This is a genomic window from Bartonella vaga, from assembly GCF_037070895.1.
Classification (GTDB): domain Bacteria; phylum Pseudomonadota; class Alphaproteobacteria; order Rhizobiales; family Rhizobiaceae; genus Bartonella.
The window spans coordinates 108,040-125,395 of the sequence record NZ_JAYMZK010000005.1; the positions used below are offsets into that span (position 1 = coordinate 108,040).

A 17,356-nucleotide genomic window follows, 5' to 3' on the forward strand; every position below is an offset into this window, starting at 1 on the left:
ATAGATGCCTGAGCTTCCTGAAGTAGAGACGGTTCGTCGTGGACTTGAACCTGTTGTGACTGATGCAAAGATTATATCTGTCACACTTAATCGCAGAGATTTACGGTTTCCTTTTCCTGAGGCATTTTCTGAACGGCTCATGGGTAGGACAATTATAGAACTTTGTCGGCGTGCAAAATATTTGTTATTTCATCTTTCGCAGCATGAGACTATTTTAAGTCATTTAGGAATGTCAGGATCATGGCGTGTAGAGAGTGATTTTTTAAAAAAAACGTCTTCTGCTTCCGGTAAATTTATTACGCATGATCATTTTGTCATGGACGTTCAAGTAAAAGCAGGCAACGTTTATCGTCTGGTTTACAATGATGTTCGTCGTTTTGGATTTATGCTTTTAGTAGATACAAGCAAGCTTTATGAACATCCGCTTTTAAAAAAGCTAGGGCTTGAGCCTATGGATAATGCGTTTTCTGGTAGTTATTTACAAGAGGTGTTTGTTAATAAAAAAAGATCTCTTAAAAGTGTTTTGCTTGATCAATCTGTCGTTTCTGGTCTCGGGAATATTTATGTTTGCGAAGCGCTTTGGCGTAGTCGCTTGTCTCCACAACGGAGTGCATTTACATTAGCATCAAGTAATATATGTGCACGCAAATTTGCAGATTCTTTAGCGCAGAATATACGCAATGTGATTATTGAAGCTATTTTGTCTGGTGGATCTTCTTTACGTGATTATATACATGTAGATGGCTCACTTGGTTATTTTCAGCACACTTTTTCAGTTTATGGAAGAGAAGGCGAGAAATGCTTGCGGTGTGGAACGCCTATCGTGCGTATTTTACAGTCTGGGCGTTCAAGTTTTTACTGTTCACAGTGCCAAAAATGAAGAAGATATCTTGCAAAATCTTATAAGAGGCTTAAAGTCATATTTACAATTATACAAGGTTCGAGAGATTTTTTTATGTTGAATAAAGTATTAACACATCTTGATGCGAATTTAGACAATAGCCTTGAACGTCTTTTTTCTCTTTTGCGTTTTCGATCAATTTCTACAGACCCATCTTATAAGGACGCATGTCGTAAAACAGCTGATTGGTTAGTGGAGGATTTAAAAAGTATAGGATTTGATGTTTCACGCCGAGATACATCTGGCCATCCGATGGTTGTTGGGCATCATCCAGGGGCTTCTGAGGGTTGTTTACATGTTTTGTTTTACGGGCATTATGATGTTCAACCAGTTGATCCCCTAAGTTTATGGGAAGGTGATCCATTTGAACCTTCTTTAAAAGAACGCAATGGAGAAAAAGTTATTTGTGCTCGTGGTGCCTCAGATGATAAGGGGCAACTTATGACCTTTATTGAAGCATGTCGTGCCTTTAAGCAGGAGGTAGGGCAGCTTCCTGTTAAAGTTACTGTTTTATTTGAGGGGGAAGAAGAAAGTGGCTCTCCTTCTCTTATTCCTTTTTTGAAAGCAAATGCCGATGAGCTGAAGGCTGATTGTGCATTGGTGTGTGATACAGCAATGTGGGATGCAGATACACCGTCAATCGCCGTTGGTCTTCGGGGTATTTTAGGAGAAGAGGTTACTATTAAAGCCGCTAATTGTGATTTGCACTCTGGTTCTTTTGGAGGAGCAGCAGCCAATCCTATTCGTATTTTAACCAAAATTTTAGCTGGGCTTCATGATGAAAATGGTCGGGTAACACTTCCTTGGTTTTATGATGGTGTGGAAGAAACGCCTTCACATATTTTGCAATCATGGAATGAGCTTGGGTGTAATGCTGAGACGTTTTTAGATCCTGTAGGTCTTTCCATTCCTGCTGGCGAAAAGGGACGGACTATTTTAGAACAAATATGGGCTCGTCCTACGGCAGAAATCAATGGTATTAGCGGTGGCTATGAGGGTGAAGGATTTAAAACGGTCATTGCTTCTCAAGCAAGTGCAAAAATTTCTTTTCGCTTAGTGCATAAGCAAGATCCAAAGAAAATACGTCAAGCTTTTCGGGACTATGTGTGCAACTCTATTCCTGCTGACTGTACAGTCTCATTTAAAGAGCACGGTGCTTCTCCAGCGATTCAGCTTTCCTACGATTCACCTTTTATTGAAGCGGCAAAGGGTGCTTTATCGAAAGAGTGGAAGAATCCTGCTTTATTAACCGCTATGGGTGGCTCTATACCAGTTGTTGGAGACTTTCAGTCAATTCTTGGTATGGAAACCGTTTTAGTTGGATTTGCACTAGATAATGATCGTATTCATTCGCCTAATGAAAAATATAACCTGAAATCATTTCATAAGGGACAGAGGTCTTGGGCGCGTATTCTTGCAGCTTTAGAAAAAATAGGAGAATAGATGACAGAGATTCGTGTTCACCAAGGTGATTTACCAAACTTAGATAATTATAAAGTTGATACCGTTGCGATTGATACCGAAACTCTAGGATTGCAACCGTATCGTGATCGTTTATGTGTAGTTCAACTTTCTTCTGGAGATGGTACTGCTGACGTTATACAGATTGCTAAAGGACAAAAAAGTGCGCCAAATTTGGTAAGATTGCTTGAAGATAAGGCAATCACTAAAATATTTCATTTTGGGCGTTTTGATCTTTCTATTTTAGCGCATACATTCGGCGTTATGCCAGATGTGGTTTTTTGTACAAAAATTGCTTCAAAACTCACGCGGACTTATACGGATCGTCATGGATTAAAAGAAATTTGTAATGAATTGTTGAATGTGAATATTTCTAAGCAACAGCAATCCTCGGATTGGGCAGCAGGAACATTATCACGCGCGCAAATTGAATATGCTGCATCAGATGTTTTGTATTTGCATCGCTTAAAAGATATATTTGAAGAACGTTTAAGACGTGAAGAGCGGGAAGATGTTGCAAAGGCATGTTTTCAATTTTTGCCTATGAGAGCAAAACTTGATCTTTTGGGATGGTTAGAGGTTGATATTTTTGCGCATAGTTGAGTTCAAAAATTTGCTATTTTGAATAGAAGTAAGAAGAAGTGAAATATTGATACAACAGAACAAAATGCTTCATATATTTATGGGTGTTTTGTTCTGCTGTTTATTTTGATGATAGTGTTATTACGGTATAACTCTTAGTATAGTCAGTACTACTGAATTTGAACATAGAAACAAGAAAGTATATTATCAATATGTGCTTTTGTGAGTAGCTCTTTTTTTAGTCTACAAGAAGCAGTTTTATGGAAGGAGGAGAAAAGTATAACCCATAATATCGTATAACAGGTTTCTAGTTATACGAGTGCTGTTGCAATCGCACTGAATATATGAGCAAAAATATTTTCGCTAGAGAGGTATGTTGGTAACAGCTGGTTTTGTTTATTTTGTGACTGATGCTGGGTTGTATTTTTTTGTAAAAAAACAAGTGATTTCTATCTTGGTATAGTTTAAAATTTTAATTTATCTTCAAATTAAAGTGCTGTAAGTATCCGTTTTTTGAGAGTTCTGTATTTTTATCTATAAGTGTATCATTTTTTTTATGGAAATTTGAAGTGAGAGCACTACGTAAAATACATTATGGATATTTGTATGGAGATAGATCTATGAATTTGAAATATTTTATTATAGCTTTTGCAACTTTTATTTCAGTTACTGTAGCTCAAGGAGCTAGTCTTGTAACTTCTCAAAAGCTGGTACAAGGAATATCTTCTGTTGTTTCTTCTAAAAGTTTTCTTGAGAGTCTACAGCTTAGTAACCCTTTAGCTGAAGCTTTTCAAAGAAAATTTTCTGGTATTGATAGTGAGCAAGAGAAAGCGGCTGTTAAGTTTGTGCCTGTATTATCTTCGCCTAAAAGAAGAGGTTCAAGGTTTTCGGGCAAAAGAACACGGACAAACCTGTTTTTGAGAAGCCCGATGAGTTTTTAGTAAACGAAGAAACGACGTTAAGATATGTATTTTGCTCTTGAATAATCTACAGGGTTTTGAGGGGAGGACTAGCTTAAAACTTGGGGGGAGGGCCTTTTTGGTGGTTAATGTTTTCAAGTGTTTTTTATTCGTCAGAAGTTTTTTCTGGGGTGAGTTAATATAATTTAGTTTTATAGAGAGCTATAAATAGATGAAAAATCATCATGCCAGACAAATAAAGATTCTTTAGAGGGTCGGAAGGAAGCGTAGAAGTAAGATGATAAGCTTCTATTTCAAAAAAATAAATACGTAAAATTTTATTTTAAAAAAAGAAGCTAGAATATGGAGAAGGGCATATCATCTTATTACAGTTTGTGTGGCGTTATTAATGGATAAGCGGACTTTTTGTTTTTTTTGTGAGTGTGTCATTTTTGCTACAGATATCTATCATTGGGGCTCTATATGAAACCGTGTGTTCAAATATTAAGTTATGGAGAAAAATTATGAATATGAAACGGTTAATAACAGCTTCTGCTTTCGCTTTTGTTTCGGCTTCGGCAGCGCATGCAGCGGATGTTATTGTTCCCCAAAATCCTACACCCGTTGCACCGGTTATTGTTGCTCCTACTTTTTCTTGGACAGGTTTTTATCTTGGTGGTCAGGTTGGTAATTTTGCAAGTAAACCTAAAATGGATATTCTTGCGGAAAAAAATATCCTTATTAATAAAGAGTTTGTACCTAAACCTTCTGGTTTCATTGGTGGTCTTTATGCAGGTTCTAATATTGATCTCAGCGGTGGTCTTATTTTAGGTGTTGATACAGATATTATGTGGTCTGATAAAGATGATACTAAAGCGGCGAAAGCATATGGGATTGTTGAAAATCAATTGCCACCTTTGGAAGAAATCCTAAAAGGGGTCGGTATTAATGTTGGTGGGCGGGGACTCCATAATGGCGATAAAGTAGTGCACAGCTTCACATTGAGAGAAAAGTGGTCTGGTGCTACGCGGGTACGTCTTGGTTTTGCTGCTGAACGTATCATGCCTTATATTGCTGGTGGTATTGCTTATACACAGCTTCAAGATATCAAATCGATATTAATAACAGAAAAAGACAAAGGTGGTGTATTAGTTTCTGGTAACCTGTCTGATGAAAAAAAGACGCTGGTTGGTTACACCCTTGGTGCTGGTGTTGATTTGGCAGTGACCAATAATGTTGTCCTCCGTGCGGAGTATCGTTACTCGGATTTTGGTAAAAAGAAATTCTCAAAGGATAAATATGAAACTGCTTACAAAACGAATGATTTTCGTGTTGGTGTAGCTTACAAGTTTTAATGTTGCTGTAAGTTTAACTTAACTAATTAGAAGCTTAGTTTACAAAATTACTCAGAGGCTCTGTCTTTGACAGGGTCTCTATATTTTTTACTAGTGTGTCATTTTTACTACAGATTTTTTTTAAGTAGTCGTATAGCATTGCGTATATAAATTGAATAGGAGCAAAATTTATGAATGTAAAATGTTTGATGGCAACTTCTTTTGTCGCTTTGAGTTCAGCTTTTGCAGCACATGCTGCGGATGTTGTAGCTCCCTCTCATGAGGTAGCACCAGTTGTTGAGGCTTCCACCTTTTCTTGGACAGGTTTTTACCTTGGTGCTCAAGCTGGTGGTTTTTTGAGCAAGACTCAGGTGAGTGATTCAGAAACGAATAAAGTTGTCCTTCCTAAAGAAGCTACACCTAAGCCTTTTGGATTTATGGCTGGTGTTTACGCAGGTGCCAATATGAATATTGGTAACGGTCTTATTTTAGGTGTTGAAACGGATGCTGCTTGGGCGGATCAAAGTGATACAAAAACGATTGTGGATTTCGAACAATATACTGCGCGTGATATTGATGCTGCTGTTGTTGCTGGTGGTGCTGAAGAAGTTGCTGTCGATCCAGGCAAGAATTACTTCGAGCATGATGTTCGCGAAGTTAGCTTCACTTTAAAAGAAAAATGGTCTGGTGCTACACGCGTACGTCTTGGTTTTGAAGCGGCTCCTCGTTTTCTGCCTTATGTCTCTGCTGGTGTTGCTTATACACAGGTACAGAGTCTAGGAGAATCTAAAGTAGCTCGTGTTGCATCTAACATTGAAAGTCCAGTATTTGTTGTGGATAAAGACGGTGCTACAAATGATACAAATACTCTGTTTGGTTACACGCTTGGTGCTGGTGTTGACCTCGCAATGACTGATAAAGTTATTTTGCGTGCTGAATATCGTTATGCAGATTTTGGTAAAAGTAAGTACGCAGGAGAAGGGTACAAACTTAAATACACAACGAATGATTTCCGCGTTGGTGTAGCTTACAAGTTCTAATTTAGTAGAAAACTAAATTTCTTAAAGAGGCTCTGTTTTTAACAGAGCCTCTATTTTTTTTATCATTGTGTTATTTTTACTACAGATATTTTAGATGAGATGTCCTATATAGATTCCATTTTGGATATTTGGAGATATTTTATGAATACAAAATGTTTAATAGCGACATCTATTTTTGCTTTGGTTTCAGCTTCTGCAGTGCAAGCAGCCGATCTTGTGATTACTCATAAACCAGCAGAAACTGCAGCACAAACTGTTGTGGCTCCTAATTTTACGTGGACGGGTTTTTATTTGGGTAGTCAGGCTGGTGGTTTTTCAAATAAAGCTGATGTGAGTATTATTGTTGGTAAAGACCAAACTATTCAGATGAGTAAGGATTTGTCACCTAAACTTTCAGGATTCGTAGGTGGTTTTTACGCAGGTTCTAGCATTGATCTTGGCGATAGCTTCATTTTTAGTATCGATACGGATTTAATTTGGTCTGGAAAAAAGCACACAAAAACTATTACTATAGGTGCATCTGATAATGTTGCAGTGGAAGGTTTAGCACCAGGATCTCGGCAGTCAGCCCATGTAGTAGTAAAGCCGGTGCCACACGATGGAGGGCATCACAACGGTGCACCGCGTGATGGTGTTTATAATCATCAGCATTATGGTGCATCGAATGTGAATGTCCATGCTTATCCTCACGGTGCGTTGAATGCAGCTGGACATGACGTACAAAATGTACAATCTATGGATAAAAAAGGCAGTGCTGTGTATAGTATAGAACAAGTTAGGAGTATGATTTCTGCTCTTGGTTTTGAACAGGAAAATAGAGTTGAGGCTTTAGGTCACGCTTTAAAGCAGAATTGGACTGGTGCCACGCGGATGCGTATCGGTTTTGCTACTGATCGCTTTATGCCTTATATTTCTGGTGGTTTAGCTTATGCGCAGCTCCAAGATACTGTATCGGTATCACTTAAGGAAGAAAATAGACAGGAAGCTGTTTTTAAAAACATAGCTGATGACACGAAGACGATACTTGGTTACACTCTTGGTGGTGGAGTTGATTTTGCAATGCTAGACAATGTTATTGTGCGTGCAGAATATCGTTATGCAGATTTTGGTAAAAAGAAATTTGCAAATGAAAAACTTGAGGTTAGATATAAAACCAATGATTTCCGTGTTGGTGTAGCTTACAAATTTTAATTTGTTTTAAGAGTTGTTTAAGGGGCTCCACTGATGGTGGAGCCTTTAATTTTTTGAGAATATAATTTTGGGGTTTCCTTTTTTGACAGTTTCGTGATAAAGCCCATAAAAATATGATGGTATATCTTCTTGATAGCTGCTTAATATGAATGATTAGTTTGGCTTTCCCTTATAGATCAAAAACCAGAGTTTTCGGGTGTTCAGGGAGGTTATGCAAGGGTGAAATTGTAAAAGTGGACAGGAATATTTCACAATGACTGTGAAAAATGAAACGATAGATTATTCAAAAACTCTTTATCTACCACACACTAATTTTCCTATGCGTGCAAGGCTACCACAAAAAGAGCTTGAACTGATGGCGCGGTGGGAAGAGATCGGGCTGTATGTTCAATTGCGTCAACAAGCAAAAGACCGTCCACTTTATACTCTTCATGATGGCCCGCCTTATGCAAATGGCCACATTCATATAGGGCATGCTTTGAACAAAGTGTTAAAGGATGTGGTTGTTCGTTCATTTCAAATGCGTGGTTTCAATGCAAATTATGTACCTGGTTGGGATTGCCATGGGCTTCCAATTGAATGGAAAATTGAAGAAAAATATCGTGCACAAGGAAAAAATAAAGATGATGTGCCTGTTAACGAATTTCGTCAAGAATGCCGTGAATTTGCACAGCATTGGATAACAGTGCAAAGTCAAGAATTTAAACGCCTTGGCATTGTTGGAGACTTTAAAACTCCTTATACCACAATGGCTTTTCATGCAGAGGCCTGCATCGCCCGTGAATTAATGAAATTTGCTATATCAGATCAGATTTATCGTGGTTCAAAACCTGTAATGTGGTCTGTTGTAGAACGTACGGCTTTAGCAGAGGCAGAGATTGAATATCATGAACATGAATCAGAGGTTGTTTGGGTTAAATTTCCTGTTGTCGAAACAGATTCTAATGATTTGTATGGTGCTTATGTCGTAATTTGGACAACAACTCCGTGGACGATTCCTAGCAACCGTGCCGTTAGTTATTCTTCTCAGATTTCTTACGGGGTGTATGAAGTTGAAAGTGCGGAAAATGATGTTGGTCCTCAACCTGGAGAAAGGCTTCTCTTTGCTGATGCATTGGCCATTGGCTGTGCAGAAAAGGCAAAACTTGTTTTGAAGCGTTTACGTGTTGTTTCAGCTGAAGAACTTAAAACACTGGTTCTTTCTCATCCACTTAAAGGTTTTGCTGGGGGATATAATTATAAGATTGTGCTGCTTGATGGTTCGCACGTAACAGATAGTGCTGGTACAGGTTTTGTTCATACAGCACCCAGTCATGGGCGAGAGGATTTTGATATTTGGAATGCGTATAAGCCTTTATTGAAGCAGGCTGGTATTGATTCATCTATACCGTTTCCTGTTGATGATGCTGGTTTTTTCACGAAGGATATACCTGGTTTTGGCCCAGATCGCAAAGGGGGGGCTGCACGTGTTATTGATGACAACGGAAAAATGGGTGATGCCAATAAGGAGGTTATTAACGCTTTAATTAAGGCGGATAGGTTATTTGCCCGCGGTCGTTTAAAGCATTTCTACCCTCACAGTTGGCGTTCAAAAAAGCCTGTTATTTTCCGTAATACACCACAATGGTTTATTTCAATGGATAAAGATCTTGGAGATGGTTCAACTTTGCGCAGTCGTGCTTTAGAGGCTGTTTCGATGACGCGTTTTGTTCCTTCTTCTGGTCAAAACCGTTTGGCTTCTATGATAGCGGATCGTCCTGATTGGGTTCTCTCTCGCCAGCGGTCTTGGGGTGTTCCGATTTGTATTTTCACGAATGAGGATGGTGTTGTTCTTAAAGATGAGCGCGTGAATGAGCGTATTTTGAAGGCGTTTGAAGCAGAAGGGGCGGATGCATGGTTTGCAGAAGGAGCGCGTGAGCGCTTTTTAGGTGATCGCGCACATGAGTCTTGGATTCAGGTGTATGATATTCTTGATGTTTGGTTTGATTCTGGAGCGAGTCATAGTTTTGTATTAGAATATCGGGCTGATTTGAAATGGCCTGCCGATGTTTATTTTGAAGGGTCTGATCAACATCGTGGGTGGTTTCAATCTTCTCTTTTGGAAAGTTGCGGTACGCGCGCCTGTTCTCCTTATAAAGCGGTAATAACACACGGTTTTACTTTAGATGAGAATGGTAAAAAAATGTCTAAATCCTTGGGAAATACGGTTGTTCCACAAGAGATTATTAAAACATCTGGTGCTGATATTTTTCGCCTTTGGGTCATGACCACTGATTATTGGGAAGACCAACGTTTAGGTAAAAAAACCCTTCAAACAAGTGTGGATTCGTATCGTAAACTACGAAATGCAATTCGTTGGATGCTTGGAACTTTAGTGCACGATGAAGGAGAAAAAATACCTTATTGTGAATTACCGGATCTTGAAAAGTTTATATTGCATCAGCTTTTTGAACTCGATCAATTGGTTAACCGATCCTATGATGAGTTTGATTTTAAAAAAATTATGCGTGCATTATTGGATTTTTTAATAGTTGAGTTATCAGCATTTTATTTTGATATCCGAAAAGATTCTCTTTATTGCGATGCACCTTCATCACAAAAACGTAAAGCTTCTTTGCAGGTCATCCGTGAAGTTTTTGAGCGGATGGTAACGTGGCTTGCTCCAATGTTACCTTTTACAATGGAAGAGGCTTGGTTGGAGTGTTATCCAGAAAGTCATTCTGTGCATTTGGAGCAGTTTCGTCCTACGCCAGGGGAATGGCAAAACGAATCTTTAGCTGAACGTTGGCAGAAAATTCGGCAGGTTCGTAAGGTTGTTACGGGCGCTTTAGAGCTTGAACGAGCTAACAAGCGTATTGGGTCATCTTTAGAAGCAGCACCTGTTGTCTTTATTTCTAAGCCAACTTTACTGGAGGTGTTAGAAAATTTGGATATGGCAGAGATTTGTATCACAAGTGCTCTAACAATTACTCAGGATAGACCTCCAGCGAATGCTTTTACACTGAGTGATGTTGAAGGTGTTAGTGTATGTCCAGAGAGGGCTTTAGGTAAAAAATGTGCTCGATCATGGCGTTATACCCATGATGTTGGGAGTGATCCAGCTTATCCTGATGTATCTGCTCGTGATGCAGCTGCTTTGCGGGAATTGCAGGCGCTCGGAAAGATTTAAAGTTTTGGATTAAAAAGGCAAAACATAGGACTAGAAAAAGCGTTTTATCATTTGAATTACATTATTGATGAATAAATTTTTGTAATATTACAGGACTGCCCTACTTTTGAGAGAGATATGGAGTTTGTTTCCGATGAATCGAAGAAATATCGATTAGCCATATACTGTAGGGAAGTGGGTAAGTAGTGAAAAAACGTGAAGTAAAAATATTTTCAGTAAACATTTTGGGCATGTGCCTTATTTTAGTGGGGTGCAGTTTGTCTGGTCCTACTTATGGTACAGATAAGGTAGCTTCATTGCAATTTTTTGAAGATGTTGCTAGTATTGCTTCGCTAAAAGCAATAAAAAACGAGAGCCATCTTGTTATAAAACCTCGTCCAAAACTTGTTATTCCAGAATTCGGATCGGGCATGGTTTTGCCGTTACCTCAGAAAGATGTTAGCGCAGGGTAGCCCTCTTGGGAGAACAGTAATACAAAAGCAGTATCCTGGGGTGGGAGAGTTTCTATTTTACCCTAGACAGTATCATAAGTTAATGGAGATACCAATATCTCTAGTTCAGAAAGTGTTTTTTGGTTGAGTGCTAGGCAACGAAACGATAGGAGTTTTTCAGTTGTTAGGTAGTATGTTTTTAAGCGAAAAGTATCATCAGTATCTCATTAAAAACTACCTTAAGTTATCATCAACTAACTAAATATTATATTCTGTTAATAAATAAGACTTAGGACGGAGTGTTAAAGAGGGTGAGAGAAAAAGTGCTTCAAAAACGAGTTTTGGTAGATAAGGAGAGCTGCTAATATCTTTAAAGAGTTCTAATATTACTAAAAGATAGGTATAAGATTTAGGTAAAAATAGGAATTTTTTAGCACCGTTTTTTTATAAAAAAATCTTTAAGTAGTTGAGAAGCTTCTTTTTCTTTAAAGCCAGAATAGATTTCAGGTTTGTGATGGCAGGTTGGCTGCTGATAAAAGCGAGGGCCGTGCTCAATAGCACCTCCTTTAGGATCGCTTATTGCATAATAGAGACGCCGTATGCGCGCAAATGAAATGGCTGCGGCACACATAGCACAAGGTTCAAGTGTTACATATAGGTCGCAGTTAGGAAGTCTTTCGCTTTGGAATGTTGCGCAGGCCATACGGATTACCCGCATTTCTGCGTGTCCTGTAGGATCGTACGCAGCTTTTGTATAGTTACCAGCGCGGGCGATGATTGTGTTTCCGCGTGTGATAATGGCACCTACAGGCACTTCGTCTTTTTTGTTTGCCCATTGCGCTTCTAAGAGGGCTATTTCCATAGGAGTCAAAGTCATGGTGTTCTTTCTAATAAAGGGTAGGGGAGTGCACAACTTTTCCACAGAGAGTAGGACTGTAAAAGGAAACGAGCTGTAACCTTTTTATAATCAGAGGATATTATTTTTTTAAAATGTTTAAAAGCAACTTGCAAGCAAATCGATATATTATTGCTTCTAAAGGATAGAAAATGATAAATGATTATGTTACTTCCTCTTTTCAGAATAAGCATGTGGTTTTGGTCGATAATTTTCAAAATGTGCTGAAAGAGGTTGGTGTAAAGAGCAAATGAATGAAAATAGTGAAAGTGAGCGGATTGCCAAAAGGTTAGCACGTGCTGGTGTTGCTTCGCGTCGTGATGCGGAAATGATGATTTTTGCAGGTCGTATTATTGTGAACGGTAAAGTTGTGACGACACCTGCTTTTAATGTTATCCGTTCTGATGTTATTAAAGTAGATGGCGAGCTTTTGTCTCCTATAGAGCGAACACGGTTATGGCTTTATCACAAGCCGGTGGGACTTGTTACTACTAACCGTGATCCTGAAGGCAGACCAACAGTATTTAGCAATTTACCGAAAGCGATGCCCCGTGTTCTTTCTGTAGGCAGGCTTGACATTAATACAGAAGGGCTTTTGCTTCTAACAAATGATGGTGGTTTAGCACGTGTATTAGAGCTTCCTTTAACAGGGTGGGTGCGTAAATATCGAGTTCGTGCTCATGGAAGAGTGAAGCAGAGTGCGCTTGATAACCTTAAAAATGGCATTGCGATTGGTGGCGTTTTTTATGGTGCGATTGAAGCATCAATTGAACGTGAACAGGGGGCAAATATATGGCTTTCTGTGGCTTTGAGAGAAGGAAAAAATCGTGAAATAAAGAATGTTCTTGGTGCTTTAGGATTATCGGTTAATCGTTTAATTCGTGTATCTTATGGTCCATTTCAATTATCTGGTTTGGAAGAAGGAGCGGTTCGTGAGATAAAAGGTCGCATGTTACGTGAGCAATTGGGTGAGCGTTTGATTATGCAAGCTAATGCGGATTTTGATGCTCCTATTCTTAAGCCATTTTCAAATTCTGCGGTTGTCGCAGAAAAACGAAGCAACAAGGAGCTTTCTGTCAACAATGATAGCTGGATTTTCTCGAAAGGAAAAAATGTACAGCGTGGACAGAGAAGCGGTTTTTCTAAACACGATCGGTCGCGATTGGGCGCAAAATGTGATGAGAAATTTGTGCTTAAGGACAAGAGAGAGAATGGAAAAGCAGAGCATTTTTTACCTCGTTCACGCCGTTGTAATGTTTGGATGGCTCCTGGTGCACGTCCACAGAGTGCACGTAAGAAATCTTTCTACGGTGAAGATGTTTCTCACAATCATAAAAGCAATTTAATCGGGAAGGGATCTTTTAGTTCAGATCAGGAGAAGCTATCAGAAGTTCGGTTACGTAAAAAGAGAGATGTTAGTTTTGCTGAAAAACGTGACAAAACATCTTATGGTGAAGTGCGTATTTTGGGAAAGAAGGAACGTTCTTTTGATAGTCCACGAAGAACAAAATCATTTGATGATGCTGTGAAAAAAACTAGAGTGTATAATGGTAGGAAAACATTGAAACAATTTGGAGAGCCACGTGCGGGTCGTCGGCGGTAAGTTCGCTGGGCGTGTTTTATTTTCCCCTGTGGGGCAGTCGATTCGTCCAACGAGTGATCGTACACGCGAAAGCCTTTTCAATATTCTTGCGAGCAGAGAAGAACAATTTTGGGTTAACAAACGTATACTTGATCTTTTTGCTGGTACGGGTGCTTTAGGCATTGAGGCGCTTTCGCGTGGTGCAAGAGCTGCTGTTTTTGTTGAAAATTCAGTTGAGGGACGTGCATTGCTTCAAAAAAATATTGAAGTTTTTGCATTGCAATCAATTGGACGGATCTTGCGTCGCGATGCAACAAAACTAGGAAATATTGGGACAATGCTTCCATTTGATGTTATTTATGCTGATCCTCCCTATGGATATTGTTTAGGTGAGCGTGCTTTTGTAGAGGCTCTAAGGGGAGGATGGGCAAAAGCTGATACACTCTTTATTCTTGAAGAAAAGAAAGATACAATCATTGATTTACCTGATACGTTTTATCTAGATGATGAACGTGTTTATGGTGAGACGGCAATACGTTTTTATAAACTGCGATCATAATTTAAGGTCTGTGAAAGCTCTCATTCGTTTTATATCCAATCAAAGTTATGGTAAGCTTTTATACTGTTATTTTTTATAACAAAGTATAATTTCTAACCGTTTATATATGCTCATTTCTATCAATGAGAGGTGGATCTGTTTTGAGGCTGCACTTATATAGACTGAGTAATCTCACGGTGATTATAGATAAAAATAGGCTACAACTTACTGATATGAATGATTTTTTAATAAAAACAGAGCCTTTATCAGATAACTTTACAAGTCTTAGATGACACGTTGTAGAAATTGATAGCTGATAGTATGATAAAATTGAAAATACAGATTACCTCTATCTTATAATGACAAACAAAAAGCAGTAATTATTGAATGCAATAATAAAGACGTAAAGTTTTCTACATAGAAAACGATATGGGTTGGTATCATAAAACTGCAAAGAAGTACAATATTGTTATAAATAAAATTCAGATGCAAATTTAATTAGTGAGAGAATGAGTATACATATTTCTCATCAAAAACTCAAACTATCGTGAAATTTTAAAACCTCAAATTTATTAATAAGACTGTTATAAAGATATCATTATTTTAACTGGAAATTTACGAATATCTGGAGCAAATTTATAAATTTGCAAAACTGTATCCAAAATATATTGTAGAAGTTGGAATGGTTAAACAAAACTTAGTAGGTATTGCAGCGGATTTCGCTTCATATAGAAAAATCATTTATTGCTTCGTAAACTTATTTTTGGAAAGTGTGCGTCTTGGACAAGTAATGAATAAAGAGAGACGTTGCTTTTTAGGAAAATTTGTTTGACTGATTGGCATTAGTGTTAGTACAAGTCAATTCAGAATATATGCGCATTATTCTTCCGCAAATAATACAGAAATAGCAGTTGCATTCTTTCCATTTTGAACAGGCATTCTATACTTGTTTATATACGCTTAGGGAAGCATGAATTTACAGACATTCATAGTAATGCTTCAAAGTTGGTATGAGTAAGAATTCTTTTTTGTTATTGTAAGAACTGTCCAGATTGATCTTGAAGTTTTTGAAGAACCTCAAAATATGAAATTATATTAACAATTACCAGTGTGCTAACAATTCTGCTTTTAGATATATCTGTGCTAGAGATTTGAAAATTTTATAGATCTTTTGTTATCTTTGAAGAATATGTATAAGTAGGGATTTGAAGATGCAATTTCTAAGTTGATTATGGGGGATAGGGTATTATATGCAAATTTAGATTATTAGGAATATAAGATGAGCTAATTTGCAGTGGAAGAAAACTAGATGTTTTAGCAAATTACGCCATTAGTCGAGATGGTATAACAGCAACTGTGCTGGAAATAAAATAATTATACATAAAACATCTAACGACATTTTAATGTGTTTCTCACGTAACGATGTACCATTAAGCCGTAAAGAAAATAAAGTATAATAGGTGCACTAAATAGTGTCCTTTTTACTTTCAATGGATAAAATTTTTTCTCAAAGATTCAAAGAATATAATAGGAAACTTTCTGATTAATCGAGAATATTTGCACTCACTAAGTTTTTGTGTGTGATCTCTTGAATTTTGCGCGCGCCCGTCAATGTCATAGCTACTCGCATTTCATTAGCAAAAAGATCAAGGAGACGAATCACTCCTTTCTCACCTTCTGCTGCAAGCGCATAAACAAAAGCACGACCAATCATAACAGCATCTGCACCCTGTGCTATCATGCGTACAACATCAAGACCGGAGCGGATACCAGAATCCACCAAAATAGTCAAATCACCTTTTACGGCTTCTGCAATTGCTGGTAGCGCCCTTGCAGTTGATAATACGCCATCAAGTTGGCGTCCACCATGATTGGAAACAACAATACCATCGGCACCAAATTGTACTGCTTCTTGTGCATCCTCTGAATCAAGAATACCTTTCAGGATCATTTTTCCTTTCCAAAAATCTCGAATCCATTGCAGATCACGCCAACCAATTGATGGGTCAAAATTTTCACTAAGCCAACCAACATAATCATCTAATGCAATATTCTTTTTCAGATAGGTAGAAACATTTCCAAGATCGTGTGGACGCCCCATAACACCAACATTCCACGCCCAGTGTGGATGGGTAAAAGCTTGTAAAATACGTCGTAATTTAGCATAAGGCCCAGACATTCCCGAATGCGCATCACGATAACGTGCACCAGGAACGGGCATATCAACTGTAAAAACTAAAGTGCGCACACCAGCTAACCAGGCTCGCTCTAGTACATCACGCATGAATCCGCGGTCTTTGAGAACATACAGTTGAAACCAAAATGCATCTCCAACCGCTTTTTGGATTTCTGCAATGGGGCAAACTGAAACTGATGATAATGTAAAAGGAATACCTTTTGTAACTGCTGCACGTGCAGCTTTTACTTCACCACGGCGCGCATACATACCAGTTAGTCCAACAGGTGCAAGTATAATTGGCAAGTCAAGTGCTTGATCAAAAATCTTAGTGGAAAGCGTAACTTCACCAACCTGCTTCAGAATTCTTTGACGTAGTGCAAGTGCTTGAAGATCTGTACAATTACGTCGCATCGTTTCCTCGGCATAGGCTCCACCATCGATATAGTGAAAAAGAAAAGGAGGAAGTCTACGTTTTGCTGCTTTTTTGTAATCAAATGTTGAAGAAATAATCATAACGGTCCTGTTATTCCTGAGTGAAAGGCGAAATTATTCTAAAATTAATAAAAACTAGTCCACACGCCTTCTATTTAGACGTTTCTAGAAAATACTCCGTTCACTAGATACAGATAACAGAGATTGTAGTTTAAAAAAACTAATCGGTGAAAACAACATTTTTATTACTTTTTTCCAAAATTAAAAATCTGACAGTACTTGCCTTAATTAATGATCATAATTTACATGTTACTAATATGTATCTAAGAATTAAGATGTTTATAGGCTCTTTATTAGCCAATGTTCTCTGAGAGATGTTTTTAAGTTACTTATTCCAATTCTAAAGCAATATCCTTTTTGTTAGCTGCAAAAATACTGCACATCACGGTTTAACAAAGTCATCTGGCCAATTATTGCCCATATAGCATAAATACATAAAAGCTTCCTAAAACGATGTAACAGATCGCTAATAAAAAACAATCTCGGCACAGGAATCCGACAATGCCATTCTATCAATATCCTAAATGTTGCAGGTTTTTTGCTAATAAAATTTATAGAAACCTGCATCTATTGATTTACATAGAGCATTTTAAAGAATTTTAAATATGGATACGTATAAACAGAAAAGATTCAAATTTTGTTAAGTAATTATTTTCATATAT

Annotated in this window: 13 protein-coding genes; 11 read left to right on the forward strand and 2 right to left on the reverse strand. The window is 38.0% G+C overall.

Annotated elements, in window-relative coordinates:
• The first annotated feature begins 4 nt into the window (after positions 1 to 4).
• The 9 genes from mutM to WCP76_RS04675 all read left to right on the forward strand — a co-directional run bounded on the left by mutM (position 5) and on the right by WCP76_RS04675 (position 11,029).
• Entirely contained in the window at positions 5 to 880 is an 876-nt protein-coding gene (gene mutM / locus WCP76_RS04635) for a bifunctional DNA-formamidopyrimidine glycosylase/DNA-(apurinic or apyrimidinic site) lyase (RefSeq protein WP_336294510.1), read from the forward strand.
• Positions 881 to 955: 75 nt separating this feature from the next.
• Positions 956 to 2,344, forward strand: coding sequence for a M20/M25/M40 family metallo-hydrolase (locus WCP76_RS04640; RefSeq protein ID WP_336294511.1), 1,389 nt, complete (start codon positions 956 to 958; stop codon positions 2,342 to 2,344).
• Positions 2,345 to 2,965, forward strand: a complete 621-nt coding sequence (locus tag WCP76_RS04645) for a ribonuclease D (RefSeq protein ID WP_336294512.1) — start codon at positions 2,345 to 2,347, stop codon at positions 2,963 to 2,965.
• 599 nt (positions 2,966 to 3,564) lie between these two features.
• Positions 3,565 to 3,885, forward strand: coding sequence for a hypothetical protein (locus tag WCP76_RS04650; protein WP_336294513.1), 321 nt, complete (start codon positions 3,565 to 3,567; stop codon positions 3,883 to 3,885).
• 482 nt (positions 3,886 to 4,367) lie between these two features.
• Positions 4,368 to 5,198 (forward strand): outer membrane protein, encoded by an 831-nt coding sequence (locus WCP76_RS04655; protein ID WP_336294514.1) that lies wholly within the window; start codon positions 4,368 to 4,370, stop codon positions 5,196 to 5,198.
• A gap of 170 nt (positions 5,199 to 5,368) precedes the next feature.
• Positions 5,369 to 6,217, forward strand: coding sequence for an outer membrane protein (locus WCP76_RS04660; RefSeq protein WP_336294515.1), 849 nt, complete (start codon positions 5,369 to 5,371; stop codon positions 6,215 to 6,217).
• A gap of 141 nt (positions 6,218 to 6,358) precedes the next feature.
• The gene (locus WCP76_RS04665) at positions 6,359 to 7,408 is read left to right on the forward strand and encodes an outer membrane protein (RefSeq protein WP_336294516.1); all 1,050 of its coding nucleotides are present in this window, start codon (positions 6,359 to 6,361) and stop codon (positions 7,406 to 7,408) included.
• A gap of 253 nt (positions 7,409 to 7,661) precedes the next feature.
• Positions 7,662 to 10,577, forward strand: a complete 2,916-nt coding sequence (ileS, locus tag WCP76_RS04670; RefSeq protein WP_336294517.1) for an isoleucine--tRNA ligase — start codon at positions 7,662 to 7,664, stop codon at positions 10,575 to 10,577.
• Positions 10,578 to 10,762: 185 nt separating this feature from the next.
• A complete protein-coding gene (locus WCP76_RS04675) occupies positions 10,763 to 11,029 on the forward strand; it encodes a hypothetical protein (protein ID WP_336294518.1) in 267 nt (88 codons plus the stop codon).
• Positions 11,030 to 11,438: 409 nt separating this feature from the next.
• Here the strand turns inward: WCP76_RS04675 and WCP76_RS04680 are convergent, their stop codons facing one another.
• Complete coding sequence (locus WCP76_RS04680) at positions 11,439 to 11,885, reverse strand: nucleoside deaminase (protein WP_336294519.1); 447 nt, start codon at positions 11,883 to 11,885, stop codon at positions 11,439 to 11,441.
• Between the two features lie 268 nt (positions 11,886 to 12,153).
• Here WCP76_RS04680 and WCP76_RS04685 point away from each other — a divergent pair, with 268 nt between their 5' ends.
• Both WCP76_RS04685 and rsmD read left to right on the forward strand, forming a co-directional pair.
• A complete protein-coding gene (locus WCP76_RS04685; RefSeq protein ID WP_336294520.1) occupies positions 12,154 to 13,506 on the forward strand; it encodes a pseudouridine synthase in 1,353 nt (450 codons plus the stop codon).
• The gene (gene rsmD, locus WCP76_RS04690; RefSeq protein WP_336294521.1) at positions 13,487 to 14,044 is read left to right on the forward strand and encodes a 16S rRNA (guanine(966)-N(2))-methyltransferase RsmD; all 558 of its coding nucleotides are present in this window, start codon (positions 13,487 to 13,489) and stop codon (positions 14,042 to 14,044) included. Before WCP76_RS04685 ends, rsmD begins: the two co-directional genes overlap by 20 nt.
• Before the next feature lie 1,522 nt (positions 14,045 to 15,566).
• Here the strand turns inward: rsmD and lldD are convergent.
• Positions 15,567 to 16,715: an FMN-dependent L-lactate dehydrogenase LldD gene (gene lldD, locus WCP76_RS04695; RefSeq protein ID WP_336294522.1), complete on the reverse strand. Its 1,149-nt coding sequence runs from the start codon at positions 16,713 to 16,715 to the stop codon at positions 15,567 to 15,569.
• Between the last annotated feature and the right edge of the window lie 641 nt (positions 16,716 to 17,356).